This window comes from Paenibacillus sp. 1011MAR3C5 (assembly GCF_003591485.1).
Classification (GTDB): domain Bacteria; phylum Bacillota; class Bacilli; order Paenibacillales; family Paenibacillaceae; genus Pristimantibacillus.
The window spans coordinates 128,512-142,760 of the sequence record NZ_QZCF01000009.1; the positions used below are offsets into that span (position 1 = coordinate 128,512).

General features: G+C 45.5%; 11 protein-coding genes, 1 pseudogene and 1 riboswitch. Of the genes and pseudogenes, 10 read left to right on the top strand and 2 right to left on the bottom strand.

Features of this window, described 5'->3' with window-relative positions:
• Window positions 1-163 precede the first annotated feature (163 nt).
• From D3P07_RS22590 to D3P07_RS22615, 6 genes and pseudogenes are all read left to right on the top strand, one after another.
• A complete protein-coding gene (locus D3P07_RS22590; RefSeq protein WP_182914465.1) occupies window positions 164-814 on the top strand; it encodes a response regulator in 651 nt (216 codons plus the stop codon).
• A gap of 30 nt (window positions 815-844) precedes the next feature.
• The gene (locus D3P07_RS22595; RefSeq protein WP_119802505.1) at window positions 845-2,197 is read left to right on the top strand and encodes a nucleotide sugar dehydrogenase; all 1,353 of its coding nucleotides are present in this window, start codon (window positions 845-847) and stop codon (window positions 2,195-2,197) included.
• A gap of 82 nt (window positions 2,198-2,279) precedes the next feature.
• Window positions 2,280-3,104, top strand: coding sequence for a hypothetical protein (locus tag D3P07_RS22600; protein ID WP_147384560.1), 825 nt, complete (start codon window positions 2,280-2,282; stop codon window positions 3,102-3,104).
• A 17-nt stretch (window positions 3,105-3,121) separates the two neighbouring features.
• Complete coding sequence (glmM, locus tag D3P07_RS22605) at window positions 3,122-4,480, top strand: phosphoglucosamine mutase (RefSeq protein ID WP_119802507.1); 1,359 nt, start codon at window positions 3,122-3,124, stop codon at window positions 4,478-4,480.
• 189 nt (window positions 4,481-4,669) lie between these two features.
• A pseudogene (locus tag D3P07_RS22610) lies at window positions 4,670-4,870 on the top strand (response regulator); the annotation flags it as partial.
• Window positions 4,871-4,990: 120 nt separating this feature from the next.
• Window positions 4,991-5,169, top strand: a riboswitch (Lysine riboswitch).
• A gap of 151 nt (window positions 5,170-5,320) precedes the next feature.
• A complete protein-coding gene (locus tag D3P07_RS22615) occupies window positions 5,321-6,772 on the top strand; it encodes an amino acid permease (protein ID WP_119802509.1) in 1,452 nt (483 codons plus the stop codon).
• 1,217 nt (window positions 6,773-7,989) lie between these two features.
• On the opposite strand, the gene D3P07_RS22620 is transcribed toward D3P07_RS22615, so the two are convergent.
• Both D3P07_RS22620 and D3P07_RS22625 read right to left on the bottom strand, forming a co-directional pair.
• The gene (locus tag D3P07_RS22620; RefSeq protein ID WP_119802511.1) at window positions 7,990-8,643 is read right to left on the bottom strand and encodes a transcriptional regulator; all 654 of its coding nucleotides are present in this window, start codon (window positions 8,641-8,643) and stop codon (window positions 7,990-7,992) included.
• Between the two features lie 149 nt (window positions 8,644-8,792).
• Window positions 8,793-10,016 (bottom strand): MFS transporter, encoded by a 1,224-nt coding sequence (locus D3P07_RS22625; RefSeq protein ID WP_119802513.1) that lies wholly within the window; start codon window positions 10,014-10,016, stop codon window positions 8,793-8,795.
• 164 nt (window positions 10,017-10,180) lie between these two features.
• On the opposite strand from D3P07_RS22625, the gene D3P07_RS22630 reads away from it, so the two are divergent.
• From D3P07_RS22630 to D3P07_RS22645, 4 genes are all read left to right on the top strand, one after another.
• Window positions 10,181-10,750, top strand: a complete 570-nt coding sequence (locus D3P07_RS22630) for a TetR/AcrR family transcriptional regulator (RefSeq protein ID WP_119802515.1) — start codon at window positions 10,181-10,183, stop codon at window positions 10,748-10,750.
• 532 nt (window positions 10,751-11,282) lie between these two features.
• Entirely contained in the window at window positions 11,283-12,275 is a 993-nt protein-coding gene (locus D3P07_RS22635; RefSeq protein ID WP_259391648.1) for an alpha/beta fold hydrolase, read from the top strand.
• A gap of 11 nt (window positions 12,276-12,286) precedes the next feature.
• Window positions 12,287-13,024 carry a MerR family transcriptional regulator gene (locus D3P07_RS22640; protein WP_119802517.1) on the top strand — a complete coding sequence of 246 codons (738 nt, stop codon included), beginning with the start codon at window positions 12,287-12,289 and terminating at the stop codon, window positions 13,022-13,024.
• A 61-nt stretch (window positions 13,025-13,085) separates the two neighbouring features.
• Window positions 13,086-14,210, top strand: a complete 1,125-nt coding sequence (locus D3P07_RS22645) for an NAD(P)/FAD-dependent oxidoreductase (protein ID WP_119802519.1) — start codon at window positions 13,086-13,088, stop codon at window positions 14,208-14,210.
• Window positions 14,211-14,249 lie beyond the last annotated feature (39 nt).

Consider the following 14,249-nt stretch of genomic DNA (forward strand, 5'->3'; position numbering starts at 1 on the left):
AGTGGAGAATGTGGCCGTTGTCATTCGAAACAACATTCAGGAAACTACGCTGCAGCTTTTACAATTCATTCATGTGGCAACCAAGAAGAACGCCTCGTGCGGAGTCATTTTGGCTCCTTGCGCGAATATGAACCCCAAAACGCTCGAACAGGCAAAATTACTTATGAGCAACAACGATGCCTCACTTTCGGTCCAATTTTTCTATGACGATCCGAATCAGGTGCTGTGTGCGGTTTTGGACAATGGAACCATGGGCAATACCCATTACGCGTCTCTGGTGCTAAAAGATTTTCTCCAAGATCAGCATCTGCTGCAAGGGCAATTGATTGTAACCAGCTTTCCGGAGAACGGGAACCCGACCAAGTCTATGATTGAGAAATTCATGCAACAAGCGATTCGGGGCAAAGGGAAGGAAGGAGACATTCACTTCTTTACGGGGGCCAATGCTGCCGCATCCGTTCTTATAGTCGATACCGACGATATTGTACGCGAATTTATCAAGACCCGGCTGGAGTTAAAGGGGTATCGCGTATATGAGGCCAAAGATGGACAAGAAGCTTACAATGTATTCGTTCGAGAATTGCCGGGCCTCGTCATTACCGAATTGAATTTGCCTATCATCGATGGATATCAACTCATCCGCAAGATTCAAGCTACTAACTCGTATGAAGGCGAGGTTATTGTTCTGACGGACAAGCAGCTCACGGAAAACATGAGTCGTGCTTATGAGTCAGGGGCTGCCGACTACGTGACAAAACCTCTTTCGATCTCTGAATTAGAATGGAAAATTAAGAGATTGACTAAAAATAATTAAAATTGTGAACTTGAGAGGAGCGGATACGATATGATTTATAACCATTTAAAAGAAAAGCTGCAAAGTAAAACGGCGAAGGTAGGCGTCATTGGTCTAGGGTATGTAGGATTGCCATTAACGATGGAAATGGTGAAAGGCGGCTTTACCGTCTATGGCATTGATTTGGATAACCGTAAGGTAGAGTCCCTTCTTAATGGGGAGTCCTATATTCAAGATGTGCCAAATTCTATGGTGGCCGATGCCGTGGGCAGCGGGAAATTTGTACCAACGGACAAATTTGAAACCATTCGCGAATTAGATACGATCAGCATTTGCGTGCCGACTCCGCTCAGCGAACACCAAGATCCGGACACTTCCTTTATCGTGAGCGTTGTGAATGAGATCAAGAAATATATTAAAAAAGGAACCTTAATCGTCCTTGAAAGCACGACGTATCCCGGAACGACCGAAGAATTAATTGAATATGAGCTTGAGGCTCAGGGATTAACGGTAGGCCGGGATTTCTTCCTATGCTTCTCGCCGGAACGCGTGGACCCGGGTAATACCAACTACAATACGTACAATACGCCCAAGGTCATTGGCGGAACTACCGAAAAATGCAAAGAACTAGGCATCATGCTTTACAACAACGTGGTCAAAACTGTCGTTCCGGTTTCTTCTCCGAAAGTAGCGGAGATGTCAAAGCTGCTTGAAAATACGTTTCGCAGCGTCAATATCGCTTTCGTCAACGAATTGGCCATGATGTGCGATCGAATGGCAATTGACGTGTGGGAAGTTATTCGAGCTGCTTCTACGAAGCCGTTCGGATTCATGTCCTTTTATCCGGGGCCGGGAATCGGCGGTCACTGCATTCCGCTGGATCCGATGTATTTGTCTTGGAAAGCAAAAGAATTCCGTTTCTATAGCAAGTTTATCGAATTGGCCCAATCTATTAACGATAATATGCCGGAATATGTGTTGAACAAAACGGCTCAAGTCTTAAATGTATATGCGAAATCAATCCGCAACTCGAGAGTGCTGCTATTAGGTATGTCCTATAAGCCGGATATCGACGATCTGCGTGAATCTCCCGGCTTGGAAATCTATGAATTGTTCAAAAAAAGCGGAGCGAAAGTCGAGTATTACGATCCATATGCAACTACGTTCAAAGACGAGCAAGGTCACGTCGTTCAGACGGTAAAATACGACCCAGATGCATTTTCCCAATACGATTGCTTGGTGTTGATCACCAATCATCGAAGCTTCAGCTATCATGAATTAGCCGAAATTGGAGTTCCGATCATTGATACACGTAATGCCTTTGCAGATATCGAGTCGGATAACATTCATAAGCTGGGAACCGGAATTAATCAAAAAGCTGCGAAAGTTCCTGTTGGTGCTTAAGCTCGTAACTCGAAAAAAGATGCCATTACTTAAAATGATCCTGATTACCTTGCTACCCTGCATGGTGATCGGGGCGGTTCTTATGCTGAAATGGGGATCTGAAAAGCCGCCTGTTAAGGCAACCTGGGTATGGGATACAACAGCTTTGATGAAGGACAAAAACGAAATGCTCGCCTTTGCCGAAGGCCAAGGAGTGAATGTAATCTACCTGCATGTCGACCGCAAAGCAAGAGACTTTGAACCTTATCGAGCCTTCATCGAAGAAGCTCACGGATTAGGGATTGAAGTCGAAGCGTTAGGAGGAGATCCAGCCTGGGGATTAACCGAATATCAACAGGATATTGAATCCTTTATTGGATGGATTAAAGACTATCAGCTTGCTGCAGGTGAACGAGCCGGATTTGACGGCATCCATGTGGACATTGAACCTTATCTGTTGAAGGAATGGGAGCAGGATCGTGACGATATCGTACGCCAATGGATGGAGAATGTGGAGCTTTTGGTCAAAGAAGTCAAGCAAGGCGCGTCCTTGCGGGTATCGGCCGATCTTCCTTTTTGGATTCATAAGATTCCTGCCAGCGATAGCGAGAGCGTCGGTTCTTGGATGATCGAGCAGCTCGACGGTGTGGTGCTCATGAATTACCGGAATTTCGCGATCGGAGAGAACGGAATTATTGCCAATGCTCTTCCGATGATTAAAGAAGGAACTCGAGCAGGGAAACCTGTAATAATAGGTCTGGAAATGGCTCCTTCGGATGAAGGGGAGCATATTTCTTTTTTTGAAAAGGGCGTATCCAGCTTGCAAAGGCAGATGCAGTTGAGCCATATTGTCATGCGGTGGCATACCGGATATCAAGGCTTTTCCATCCATGACTACAAAAGCTGGAAAGAAGCCGCGAAATCGTAAGGGAAGGAAGGATACGTATGGGGAAATATTTTGGAACAGATGGGGTACGAGGAGTAGCAAACAGTAAGTTGACTCCTGAGTTGGTATTCCGATTAGGCCGGTCAGGCGGATATGTGCTGACTCGGAGCAAGCAAGGGAAGCGGCCTAAAATTGTAATAGGACGGGATACCCGCATTTCAGGAGAAATGCTGGAAGCGGCTCTTATTGCAGGCTTGTTGTCAATCGGTGTAGATGTTGTACGTTTAGGGATTATCCCTACGCCAGGCGTAGCGTACTTGACGAAAACAAGGGGAGCGGATGCTGGGGTGATGATTTCCGCTTCTCATAACCCTGTGGAGGATAACGGGATTAAATTTTTTGGAGGCGACGGATTTAAGCTATCGGATGAAATGGAAGCGGAGATAGAAGCGCTCCTTGATTCGGATGAAGATCGGATTCCACGCCCAATTGGCGGCGATGTGGGCAGGGTACAGGATGATCTCGAAGGCGGACAAGCCTATATCTCTTATTTAAAGTCCACGGTTAAAAATCGGTTCGAAGGGCTTAAAGTGGTATTGGATTGTGCCAATGGGGCGGCTTCGATGATCGCGCCGCAGCTTTTCCGCGATTTGGGTGCCGACACGGTTGTCCTGGCGCATCAGCCGGACGGGCTGAATATTAACAAAGACTGTGGCTCTACGCACCCTGAAGCGGTTCAACAGGCTGTTTTGGAACATCAGGCCAATTTGGGCCTTTCCTTTGACGGGGATGCGGACCGGCTCATTGCCGTCGATGAGAAAGGAACGATCGTTGATGGGGACCACATCCTCTTCATCCTAGCCGGATTCATGAAGAAGCAACATCGTTTGAATAACAATACGGTGGTCTCTACTGTGATGAGCAACCTGGGCTTCTATAAGGCGCTGGAGAAAAACGGAGTGGGGGCCAAACAAACGAAAGTCGGGGACCGCTATGTATTGGAGGAAATGGTACAAGGCGGATATAACCTGGGCGGGGAACAGTCGGGCCATATTGTGATGTTGGACTATAATACGACTGGAGACGGCATGTTGTGTGCGATCCAGTTGATGGATGTGCTGATGTCCGAATCCGAGTCTCTAAGCGGGCTTGCTGAGTGCATGACCAAGTACCCGCAGCTTCTGGTGAATGTTCAAGTAGAGGACAAGTCGATGCTGGCAGGGAATCAAAAAATCGAAGAAGCCATCAAGTCAGTAGAGCATAAGATGGGCGGGAACGGAAGAGTGCTAGTTCGCCCTTCAGGTACAGAATCGATTGTTCGAGTTATGGCAGAGGGCCCGAATGAGCAAGAGCTTTCCAGCTTTGTAGGTCTTATTGTCGATGTTGTTAAGGAAGAATTGGCATACAATCTGGTTTAATCGAATGGGGCGAAATTTCGGAGTGTTGCTCACTGTTAGTGAGGAAAAATTAATTACAAAAAAATTAAGCGCGTCAGATTAAAATTCAGTTCACCCCGAACGATTCGGAATCGTTCGGGGTGTTTTATTACAATCGAATTGTTATATGATCCATTGGACATCTGTCAAAGCAATTGTTTCAATAAATTATTCAAGCCTGATCTTCTCCTGCTCGATTGGATGCTTCCGGATCAAAGCGGACTGGACATATGCAAAAAAGTGACAGCTAATTACAACATTCCGATCTTCATGATCACCGCAAAATCAGATATTACCGATAAAGTGCTAGGCCTGGAATTCGGCGCGGATGATTATATCACAAAGCCTTTTGATATGCGCGAAGTCGTCGCAGAGGACTTATCTTAACCTAAGCACTAAGAAGATATACTTTATATACCAGTGTTTGTCCTTCTCAATGTTCGCTATAATGTTTTTGTAAATAAAATTGAATACAGCCCTCATCATGTCAAACGATGAGGTAGAGGTCGCGGTATTTAGAAGTAGACCAGTGGAGACGCAGAGAACGTCATTGAAGCTGTTGAAAGGAACTACCGCCGAAGTTTGATTGCTGCTCTGGGCAATTGGGCTGGGACTGTTGCCGGAAGGTGCAGAACTGTCACAAATTTAATTTGTGTTGAGCTATCTTCAAAGAAGATAAGATGGGAATGATATATAACGTTCACCTCTGTGAGCGTTTTTTTGTGACCATAAGAAACGTATGTCCGAAAGACAGTGTAACCGTTTCTTCTTATTTCCCACTCCTCAACAATGTATCGACATCATGATTAAGGAGTGTTTTAAATGTCATCAAATAATTCGTCTGAGCCACAGCAATTGAAACGTGGGCTCAAGGCTCGTCACCTCACGATGATTGCACTTGGAGGCTCCATTGGTACAGGCTTATTCCTTGCTAGTGGCAGTGCAATAGCAGAGGCTGGTCCAGGGGGAGCTCTGCTCGCTTATATAGCGGTGGGTATTATGGTGTACTTCCTTATGACTAGCTTGGGAGAACTTGCAACCTATATGCCTGAATCGGGATCTTTTAACACATACGCGAGCCGCTTCGTGGATCCTTCTTTTGGATTTGCCATGGGATGGAACTTCTGGTTTAACTGGGCAATTACGATTGCCTCTGAGCTTGCAGCAGCAACACTTATTATTAAATATTGGTTTCCCGATAGTCCTTCTTATCTGTGGAGCTTCCTGTTCCTTGCCATTATTTTCGGTTTGAATTTACTGTCTGTCAAAGGATATGGGGAATCGGAATACTGGTTTGCATTGATCAAAATTGCCGTTGTCATCATCTTCTTGATTGTTGGGGTGCTGATGATATTTGGTATAATGGGCGGCTCAAAGCCAACAGGCTTCAGTAATTTCAAACTAGACGGTGGACCGTTCCATGGTGGTTTTCTAGCGTTTCTTGGTATCTTTATGGCAGCGGGTTATTCGTTCCAAGGAACCGAGCTTGTCGGAATTGCAGCGGGTGAAAGTGAGAACCCACGTGAGAACGTACCGAAGGCCATTAAACAAATCTTCTGGCGTATTTTACTTTTTTATATTTTTACAATCTTCGTCATTGGCATGTTGATTCCTTATACACATCCGAGCTTGATGCAAGCTGATATTGAGAATATTACAGTTAGTCCGTTCACCCTTGTTTTTGAAAAAGCGGGAATCGCCTTCGCGGCTGCTATTATGAATGCCGTCATATTGACTTCGGTGCTGTCTGCTGGTAATTCGGGGATGTATGCATCTACACGAGTACTGTGGGTACTTGCCAAAGAGGGAAAAGCACCTAAGTTTCTAAAGAAATTAAACAAACGCGGTATCCCAATTAATGCGCTGCTTATCACAACTGCAGTTGGCATGCTTGCGTTCCTAGCTTCCTTCTTCGGTGACGGGACTGTGTATTTATGGCTGCTGAATGCTTCCGGCATGTGCGGATTTATTACATGGCTTGGAATCGCAATTAGTCATTACCGCTTCCGTAGGGCATTCATTGCGCAAGGTAGGGACTTAAGTGAACTTCCTTATAAAGCCAAGTGGTTTCCGTTAGGTCCACTCTTTGCCTTTGCATTATGCATGTTCGTTATTATCGGTCAGAACTTTAAAGCTTTCACTGGAGAAACGATCGATTGGTATGGCGTGCTTGTTTCCTATATCGGAGTTCCGTTGTTCTTAGGTGTATGGCTAGGCTATAAATTTGTGTACAAGACCAAAGTCATTCCTCTTAAAGATTGTGAAATTGACTAGAATGAAAGGGAGTCATAGGCAGGTACAGGGTAGACAAGTCATGTGGAATGCGGAAACATGAACATTATTTTATGGGGACGAATTGGGGACGAGCTGCGTCCCCAATCGTTATACAGCATCCGAATAGATCGGAATGCGATCCTCAGAAACCCAGTCAGAACAAGGCTTCCGCAGTTTTAATCGGACTACATTGGATAGCCATTCCATCGCTGGCAGCGATGAAGACAGGGTTTCAGTTCGCGCGCAGGGAGTGGAAGGGATACTTCGAAGCATATGCTTCAAACGGACGAGCACGGCGTCTGAACCTACGGCTAAAAGTCCTCGTCGAGTTTGCTTCGTCAGGCTGTAATCAGGATTCGGTCATCCCATGATGATACAGCGAGGTAGTAGGCTGAGCTGTATCCCCCTTGACTCCATAAACGGTGCAAGAGCCTCCACCGTAACGGAACAGAATGACCTTATTTCTATGAGCAAGAGCCAAAATAGTATGTAACGGAACTCAGCGCCGTTATTTGAGCAATTTGAGGTGAGAAACAAGAAGTTTGCAACAATAACGCTATTGAGTTCCGTTAGAAATTATTTTCGACTTTTACTGTCCACATAACGCCTCTCAGTTCCGTTAGGCCCCATCTAAGTTTCGCTAGCCCCTTCTAAGTTACGTTAGCCCTATCCAAGTGTCGAAAACTCTCGCCAACATTCAGCTGATAAGTCCGATATCTAATATTCCACCTGCAATTATCAATTGATGGAAGCTAAAAGGGGTGATTCCCCAGGGTTCTGTCCGCGCGGACGGGGTGAATGAGTACTTCCTTGAATCTACTTGACGGAGAAGCACGGCGTCTGAATCTACGACTAAAGGTCCTCGTCGAGTTGGCTTCGTCAGCCTGTAATCAGGATTCGGACATCCCATGATGATACAGCGAGGTAGTAGGCCGAGCAGTATCCCCCTTGACTCCATAAATGGTGCAAGAGCCTCTACCGTAACGGAACAGAATGACCTTATTTCCATGAACAAGAGCCAAATTATAATGTAACGGAACTCAGCGCCGCTATTTGTACCTTTTTGAGGTCAGACATAAGAAATTTGCATCAATAACGCTATTGAGTTCCGTTAGAATTTAATTGCGTCCATTTTGAACCACATAACGCTTCTGAGTTCCGTTAGGCCCCATTAAAGTTTCGTTAGCCCCTTCTGAGTTCCGTTAGGCCGGCCTCATCTAAGTTCCGCTACCCCCACCCAAGTGTCGCAGACTCTCGCCAACATTCAGCTGATAAGTCCGATATCTAATATTTCCACCAGCAACTACTAAATGATTGGCATCTACCAGACTACGTAATACACTTCGAGCATACCGATCTGTAACCCGAAGATGCACAGCAAGTTCACTCGGCGTAAAAGGTTTCAGTAGTCTGCGTGCATATCTAACCGCTTCTGCTTCCATACAATCCAACCGGGCATCCACCTCGAACGACAGAAACTTTCCTATGAACGATAAGATCAGCTGCTTGCAAAATTCCGGCTCTTCACGAATCGACAAGTACGCAATCGGCAAGAAGACCCAATCATCGAGAGACAATAAGCTTTGTCTGCGGCACAGATCTCTAAACCTTCGTGTGTCCAAATCTCGGGCATGCGACCGGTAATCTTGAATTTCAATATCTCCTTTCATATTTCCCGGTAAAAAAGCCAAATCGAGAAACCTGTATCCGTTATTGAAATCACGAACCTCCCATTCGGGATATAAATAATCGAAGCTACCAACGGCTGGATACCAGATGGAACGCAACAATTCCACCGTCCCGTGGCTCAGTCCTTTTTGCAACAACTCGCGTCTTCGGTGATTCTTTTCCTGCTCGATCTGCTTCTGCATCCACGACTCATACTTATTATTAAATATGTACTGCCCCTCCTTATCATGTGAAAAATAAAAAAGCCGCTTCGATACATTCAAGTATCAAAGCGGCATGTGCTTCATGTCCGTTGGTTCGAGTATAGCATAACATCCACCGAGGAACTAATTCAACTATTATGACCTGTATGTTCAATCCGTTCGGTTGTGTTTTTTTCAGTGAGAAAGTAAATCAAAGACAGGAGCGGCAAGATCGTTCCAATAAGAGTGGTGAGGCTCCAGCCTCCCTGGGTATAAGAGAAGCCTCCCAAAGATGAACCGATGGCTCCGCCTATGAAGAATATTGCCATAAAAAGTCCATTCAGGCGTCCTCTCGCCTCGCTTCCCAATGAATAAATCGTACGTTGACTAATCACAAGATTCCCCGATACAGCCATATCAAGTGTAATGGCGGATACAAAGAGAAGAATCAGAGCAAAGGTTGAAGAACCTTGGAACAGATGGATGAGCAAAAAAGACAATACGGCTACAATCATGGCTAGCCCCGTTAACACTTTACTCCAGCCTTTATCCGCTAATCTTCCGGCTATCGGTGCAGCTACTGCCCCACCTACACCCACTAGCGCAAACCATGCAATACCGATTTGGGACATTCCGAATTGATCCGCTAAATGTAAAGGAACAACAGTCCAAAATAAACTGAAAGCACCGAACAAACAGGCTTGATACAGAGCGCGCCGTCGCAGAGTGGGAGTTTGTCGCAAAATAACGCCTAAAGAAGTAATTAATTTTTTATAAGGCACTGCTGGAAATGGCTTGCGAACCGGAAGTGCAAATGATAGCAGGGCGGTTAATAAAGAAATAACAATTGCAGACAAAATAAATATAGCTCTCCAACCCCATAGACTGGTTACGAAGCTTGCCAACGGCCGAGCGAACATAATACCGAGCAAGAGGCCGCTCATAACATTCCCGACAACGCGGCCGCGCTGATCTTCAGATGCTAAATAGGCAGCGAATGGCACCAGAATCTGAGCTACTACCGACGCAATGCCAATGAATAAAGATGCGATAAAGAACACCGACGCAGTGGGTGCGAATCCGGCCGTTAACAGTGCGCCTGCAGCAATGATAAGCATAATTATCGTGAGACGCCGATTCTCCATGACGTCACTTAGCGGTACGATGAATAGCAAACCGGCTACATAACCGATTTGGGTCACTGTAACTATGATTCCCGCCGTTGCAACAGTAAGGCCAGTTGCCATGCTGATAGGTCCTATAAGGGGTTGAGCATAATAAAGATTGGCAACGATAAGCCCGCACGCGGCTGCCAACAGAAACATCATCCAACTGGATATCCGGTTGCTTTGTTTACCTTGTTCACTAGCCATAAATATCCTCCTCCAAATAAATACTGAACGTTTGGTTTTGTAATTATAAATGAAATAATATACTGAACGTATCGTTTTGTAAATAGGGTTTTTATAAATTGATTTATTTTGTATACTAAACGTATAGTTTAGGGAAAAGCGGATTTTGACAAAGGGGGGTTCATATGCAGGGAAAAAGAGGGCGTCCGCGCAATATGGAAACGCAAAGCGCGATTCTTTCTGCTTCTTATGAATTATTGTTGGAAAGCGGCTTCGGAGCTGTTACGGTAGAGAAAATCGCAGAGCGTGCCCAGGTAAGTAAAGCCACGATATATAAATGGTGGCCAAACAAAGCTGCAGTGGTAATGGACGGATTTCTATCTGCTGCAGCTGCAAGATTGCCTGTGCCGGATACAGGTTCGGTGTATCAAGATATTCTGCAGCATGCTACGAATATGGCCATGTTTATGATAAGCCGCGAGGGCTCCATTTTTCTGCAGATTATAGGAGAGGGGCAAGTTGATTCTGGATTGGCCGAGGCATTTCGGACCCGCTATATTCAGCCTCGCCGGCTGGAGGTTCATCATATTATGACTCGTGGGCTTCAGCGTGCAGAGCTGGAGAAGAGCCTCGATATCGGATTATGCACGGATCTCATTTACGGTCCGATTTTCTACCGCTTATTAGTTACGGGGGATCCAATTGATCAAAACTATGTAGAGCAGTTGGTAACTCAAGTCTTTAAAGGTATTTGAACGCACGAGGAAGCTCCTAAGATGAAGATAGAATGTGGGGAGTAGAAGCTAGCAATTGAGGTAAAGCGCATCGCTGGCAGTGATGTGGCCAGAGGTTTGATCCCCTAAGGCTCTATATAAAAAAGAAACGTCATCACCTATCGTGATAGCGTATTTTGTATGGATAGCCTAGGGGGAGATGAACCCTAGGTTCGCCCGCGCGCTGGAAGTGGATGATTAAGCTTCGTCAGCCTAAAATCAGGATTCGGACATCCCATGTTGGAACAGCGAGGCAGTTGAATAGTCTCCCCTTGCTCCACACCAGAACAAATGTTAAACACGCCATGTTATGGCGTGTTTTTTTGTGTTTAGTGGAGCCCGTCAAGGGGGCAAACCCCGAGGGTCAGTCTAATTTCAGTACAATACACTTGTCACGAGCCTCCAGCACTGTGCAGAAAGAACGGGACGTTTTATGATGTCTTCATCAATCCCCCTTGCGTGTTACGTTACGTAATAGACTAGACTGAGTTTACATCTAGTTGGGGAGGACGATATGATGAAGATGAAGAGCATAATGAAAAAGAAAAGATGGTGGCTGTTGATTTTTATCGTGCTTGTTGGGGCAGCCGGTTTTACATTATTTTATGATGACGGATCTCTCTCTTCTTTCGTGAATCAGGAAGGGAAAGCGGAATTTATCGAAGTATATAACGAGGCGATGTCACATTTGCCTGAGCCTGCGGAAGAAAAACTGATCTCTACAACATTCGGTGAAGTCAAGGTTTACAAATTTGAGGGAGAATCCAGGACAGATCTTGCGCCTCTGTTGCTTCTGCCAGGGAAAGCGGCTTCCACGCCAATGTGGGAAGCGAATCTGGAAGATTTGATTAAAGATCGTCCCGTATACACCATCGATCTGATTGGAGAACCAGGGATGAGCGTGGAGACGGCAAGAATTGAATCTGTGCAGGATCAGGCTGTTTGGCTAAAGGAACTGATCAACTCATTGGACGAACCCCAAATTCATGTGTTAGGGTTGTCTTTTGGAGGATGGAGTGCCGTGAATCTGGTGGTTCATGAGGAGGTTCCGCAAATTGCATCGCTCATTCTGGTGGATCCGGTTTATGTTTTTGACACCATTCCGTTAAAGATGGTCTTGCTCTCCATTCCCGCTTCGGTCCCGATCATTCCCAAATCCATAAGAGATCGAATGTTGGGTTACATCTCAGGTGGGGCAGAAGTTGACGAGGATGAGCCCACAGCCAAATTGATTGAAACAGGCATGAGAACGTATAAAAGTAAACTTCCGATGCCACAGAAAATCAAAGTGGAGCAGTTGAAAGAAATCGCCATTCCCGTACTTGCCATTATAGCGGGAAAGTCGACGATGCATGATCCTAAAAAGGCTACTGCCGTTGCTGAAGAATCGTTGACGCATGAAAACAGTAAAGTAGCCGTTTTTGACGATGCATCTCATGCGATTAACGGGGAATATCCGGAGGAGCTCGCGGACGCCCTCCGACAATTCATAAAAACTATGGAATAGGAGCTTACGCCATGAAAACTTATTCCGTTAAAGAGCTGGCGGGCTTAAGCGGAGTTTCTAGAAGAACCCTTCAATATTATGATAATGAAGGGCTTCTGACCGCTGATAAAAATTCGAAAGGGCATCGAATGTATCATGAGCATCATCTGAGACGGCTCATGCAAATCAACTTCTATAAGAGCGTGGGATTCTCATTAGAACAAATTCGCAATAAGATCAAGCAAGAGTCGAACGATACCGGAGAGATGTTAAAAACACAAAGCATTCTTCTCCATCGGCAGCTTGAGGGGATCAAAGCGAAAATACATGGTATAGAGGTATCCAATAAGCTGAGGTCGGCGGGCTACGAAATTCCCTGGGAGCTTCTCGCTTATTTAATGAACACGCTTGAGACTGATCAAATTGACCACTGGAGCGACTATGATTTCCCGGAAGAGGATTTTAATATTTTTCAGGATGTATTCAGAACGAAAGAAGAAATGCTTGATTTCTATAATGAATTTAGACGAATCGTGTTGTACGCTGCGGCCTATCATGCTTCGCAAGTCCCCGTGGAATCAGAGTTGGCCAAGGAACTTGGGCAGGAGTGGAATGCGATGGTAAGCCGTGTAGCGTCGAAGGATCCTCGGGTGATGGGCGCCTTTATGAGAGTGGACAACAATCGCAATAAATGGAGCGAAGGGGAGAGGAATTTGATTGACGAGGGAGAGCCTTATTTGGCTAAGATTGTCGACATATACTCGTCGTGAACAGGCAAATCGTTGTCCTCTATTTTATACTTAATCTATACACGCAGGAAGGATTTCAGCAATGACAAAGGTTATTGTAATTGGCGCAGGAATTTTAGGGGCTTCAACGGCATATCAGCTAAGTAAGTTGGGTGCTGATGTCATCATTATAGATCGTAAAGATGCAGGACAAGCAACTGATGCTGCAGCAGGGATTATTTGTCCGTGGTTGTCACAACGCCGAAATAAAGCATGGTATCGTCTTGCGAAAGCGGGAGCAAGCTTCTATCCATCACTTATTCAGGAGTTGGAGGATGCGGGCAATGTAGGGACTGGCTATGCAAAAGTTGGAGCGATATGTATTCATAATGATTTGAAAAAACTGCTCGCGATCAAAGAAAGAGCGGAACTTCGCAGAGAGGACGCACCTGAAATAGGCGAACTTACGCTGCTGACGGATTGCGAAGCGAAAGAGAAGTTTCCATTATTGTCGGAAGGTTATCATGCTCTTCATGTATCGGGTGCAGCAAGAGTGGATGGACGCCAATTGCGTGAAGCGTTATTAAGAACTGCACAGCTTAATGGAGCACGAATGATAGAGGGAAATGCTATTCTGGAGCATGATCATCATGAAATTAGTTGTGTTAGAGTAGGACAACAGACATTCTGGGCTGATGAGGTGATCGTGTGCGCAGGTGCCTGGTCCAATACACTGCTTCATCCGCTAGGGATAATGGTCAATGTGCGTTATCAAAAGGCGCAGATTATGCACTTGCATTTTACCGGGCAAGACGATACTGAGCAATGGCCTGTTGTCATACCGCCAACAGATCAGTACTTACTTGCATTTGCTGATCAAAATATTGTGATAGGCGCTACTCATGAAAATGATGTTGTAGGATACGATACTTCTGTAACCGCAGGCGGAATGCAAGAATTATTAAATAAAGGTCTACAAACAGCTGCCGGTCTTGCGGCTTGCAGCCTAAATGAGATAAGAGTAGGGTTCCGTCCATTTACTGCGGATTTTCTTCCAGTGCTAGGGAGAGTACCTGGATGGAATAAACTTATTGTTGCTAATGGGCTCGGTTCATCTGGATTAACGATGGGACCCTTTCTGGGAGAGCAGCTAGCCAAGTTAGCGATGAATCAGCAGATAGATATTCCGCTTGAAGACTATGCGGTAGAGAAAGCCATGAGCGAGTAAGAACAATGTAAGGCTTGTACAAAAAAAAGAAGTGGCTTT

What these genes read in the sequence shown, in the direction of transcription:
- D3P07_RS22635 (WP_259391648.1), top strand. Translation starts at nt 11,283, where the DNA reads ATGATGAAGATGAAGAGCATAATGAAAAAGAAAAGATGGTGGCTGTTG.
- glmM (WP_119802507.1), top strand. Translation starts at nt 3,122, where the DNA reads ATGGGGAAATATTTTGGAACAGATGGGGTACGAGGAGTAGCAAACAGT.
- D3P07_RS22625 (WP_119802513.1), bottom strand. Translation starts at nt 10,016, where the DNA reads ATGGCTAGTGAACAAGGTAAACAAAGCAACCGGATATCCAGTTGGATG.
- D3P07_RS22630 (WP_119802515.1), top strand. Translation starts at nt 10,181, where the DNA reads ATGCAGGGAAAAAGAGGGCGTCCGCGCAATATGGAAACGCAAAGCGCG.
- D3P07_RS22595 (WP_119802505.1), top strand. Translation starts at nt 845, where the DNA reads ATGATTTATAACCATTTAAAAGAAAAGCTGCAAAGTAAAACGGCGAAG.
- D3P07_RS22645 (WP_119802519.1), top strand. Translation starts at nt 13,086, where the DNA reads ATGACAAAGGTTATTGTAATTGGCGCAGGAATTTTAGGGGCTTCAACG.
- D3P07_RS22590 (WP_182914465.1), top strand. Translation starts at nt 164, where the DNA reads ATGAGCAACAACGATGCCTCACTTTCGGTCCAATTTTTCTATGACGAT.
- D3P07_RS22615 (WP_119802509.1), top strand. Translation starts at nt 5,321, where the DNA reads ATGTCATCAAATAATTCGTCTGAGCCACAGCAATTGAAACGTGGGCTC.
- D3P07_RS22620 (WP_119802511.1), bottom strand. Translation starts at nt 8,643, where the DNA reads ATGCAGAAGCAGATCGAGCAGGAAAAGAATCACCGAAGACGCGAGTTG.
- D3P07_RS22600 (WP_147384560.1), top strand. Translation starts at nt 2,280, where the DNA reads ATGCTGAAATGGGGATCTGAAAAGCCGCCTGTTAAGGCAACCTGGGTA.
- D3P07_RS22640 (WP_119802517.1), top strand. Translation starts at nt 12,287, where the DNA reads ATGAAAACTTATTCCGTTAAAGAGCTGGCGGGCTTAAGCGGAGTTTCT.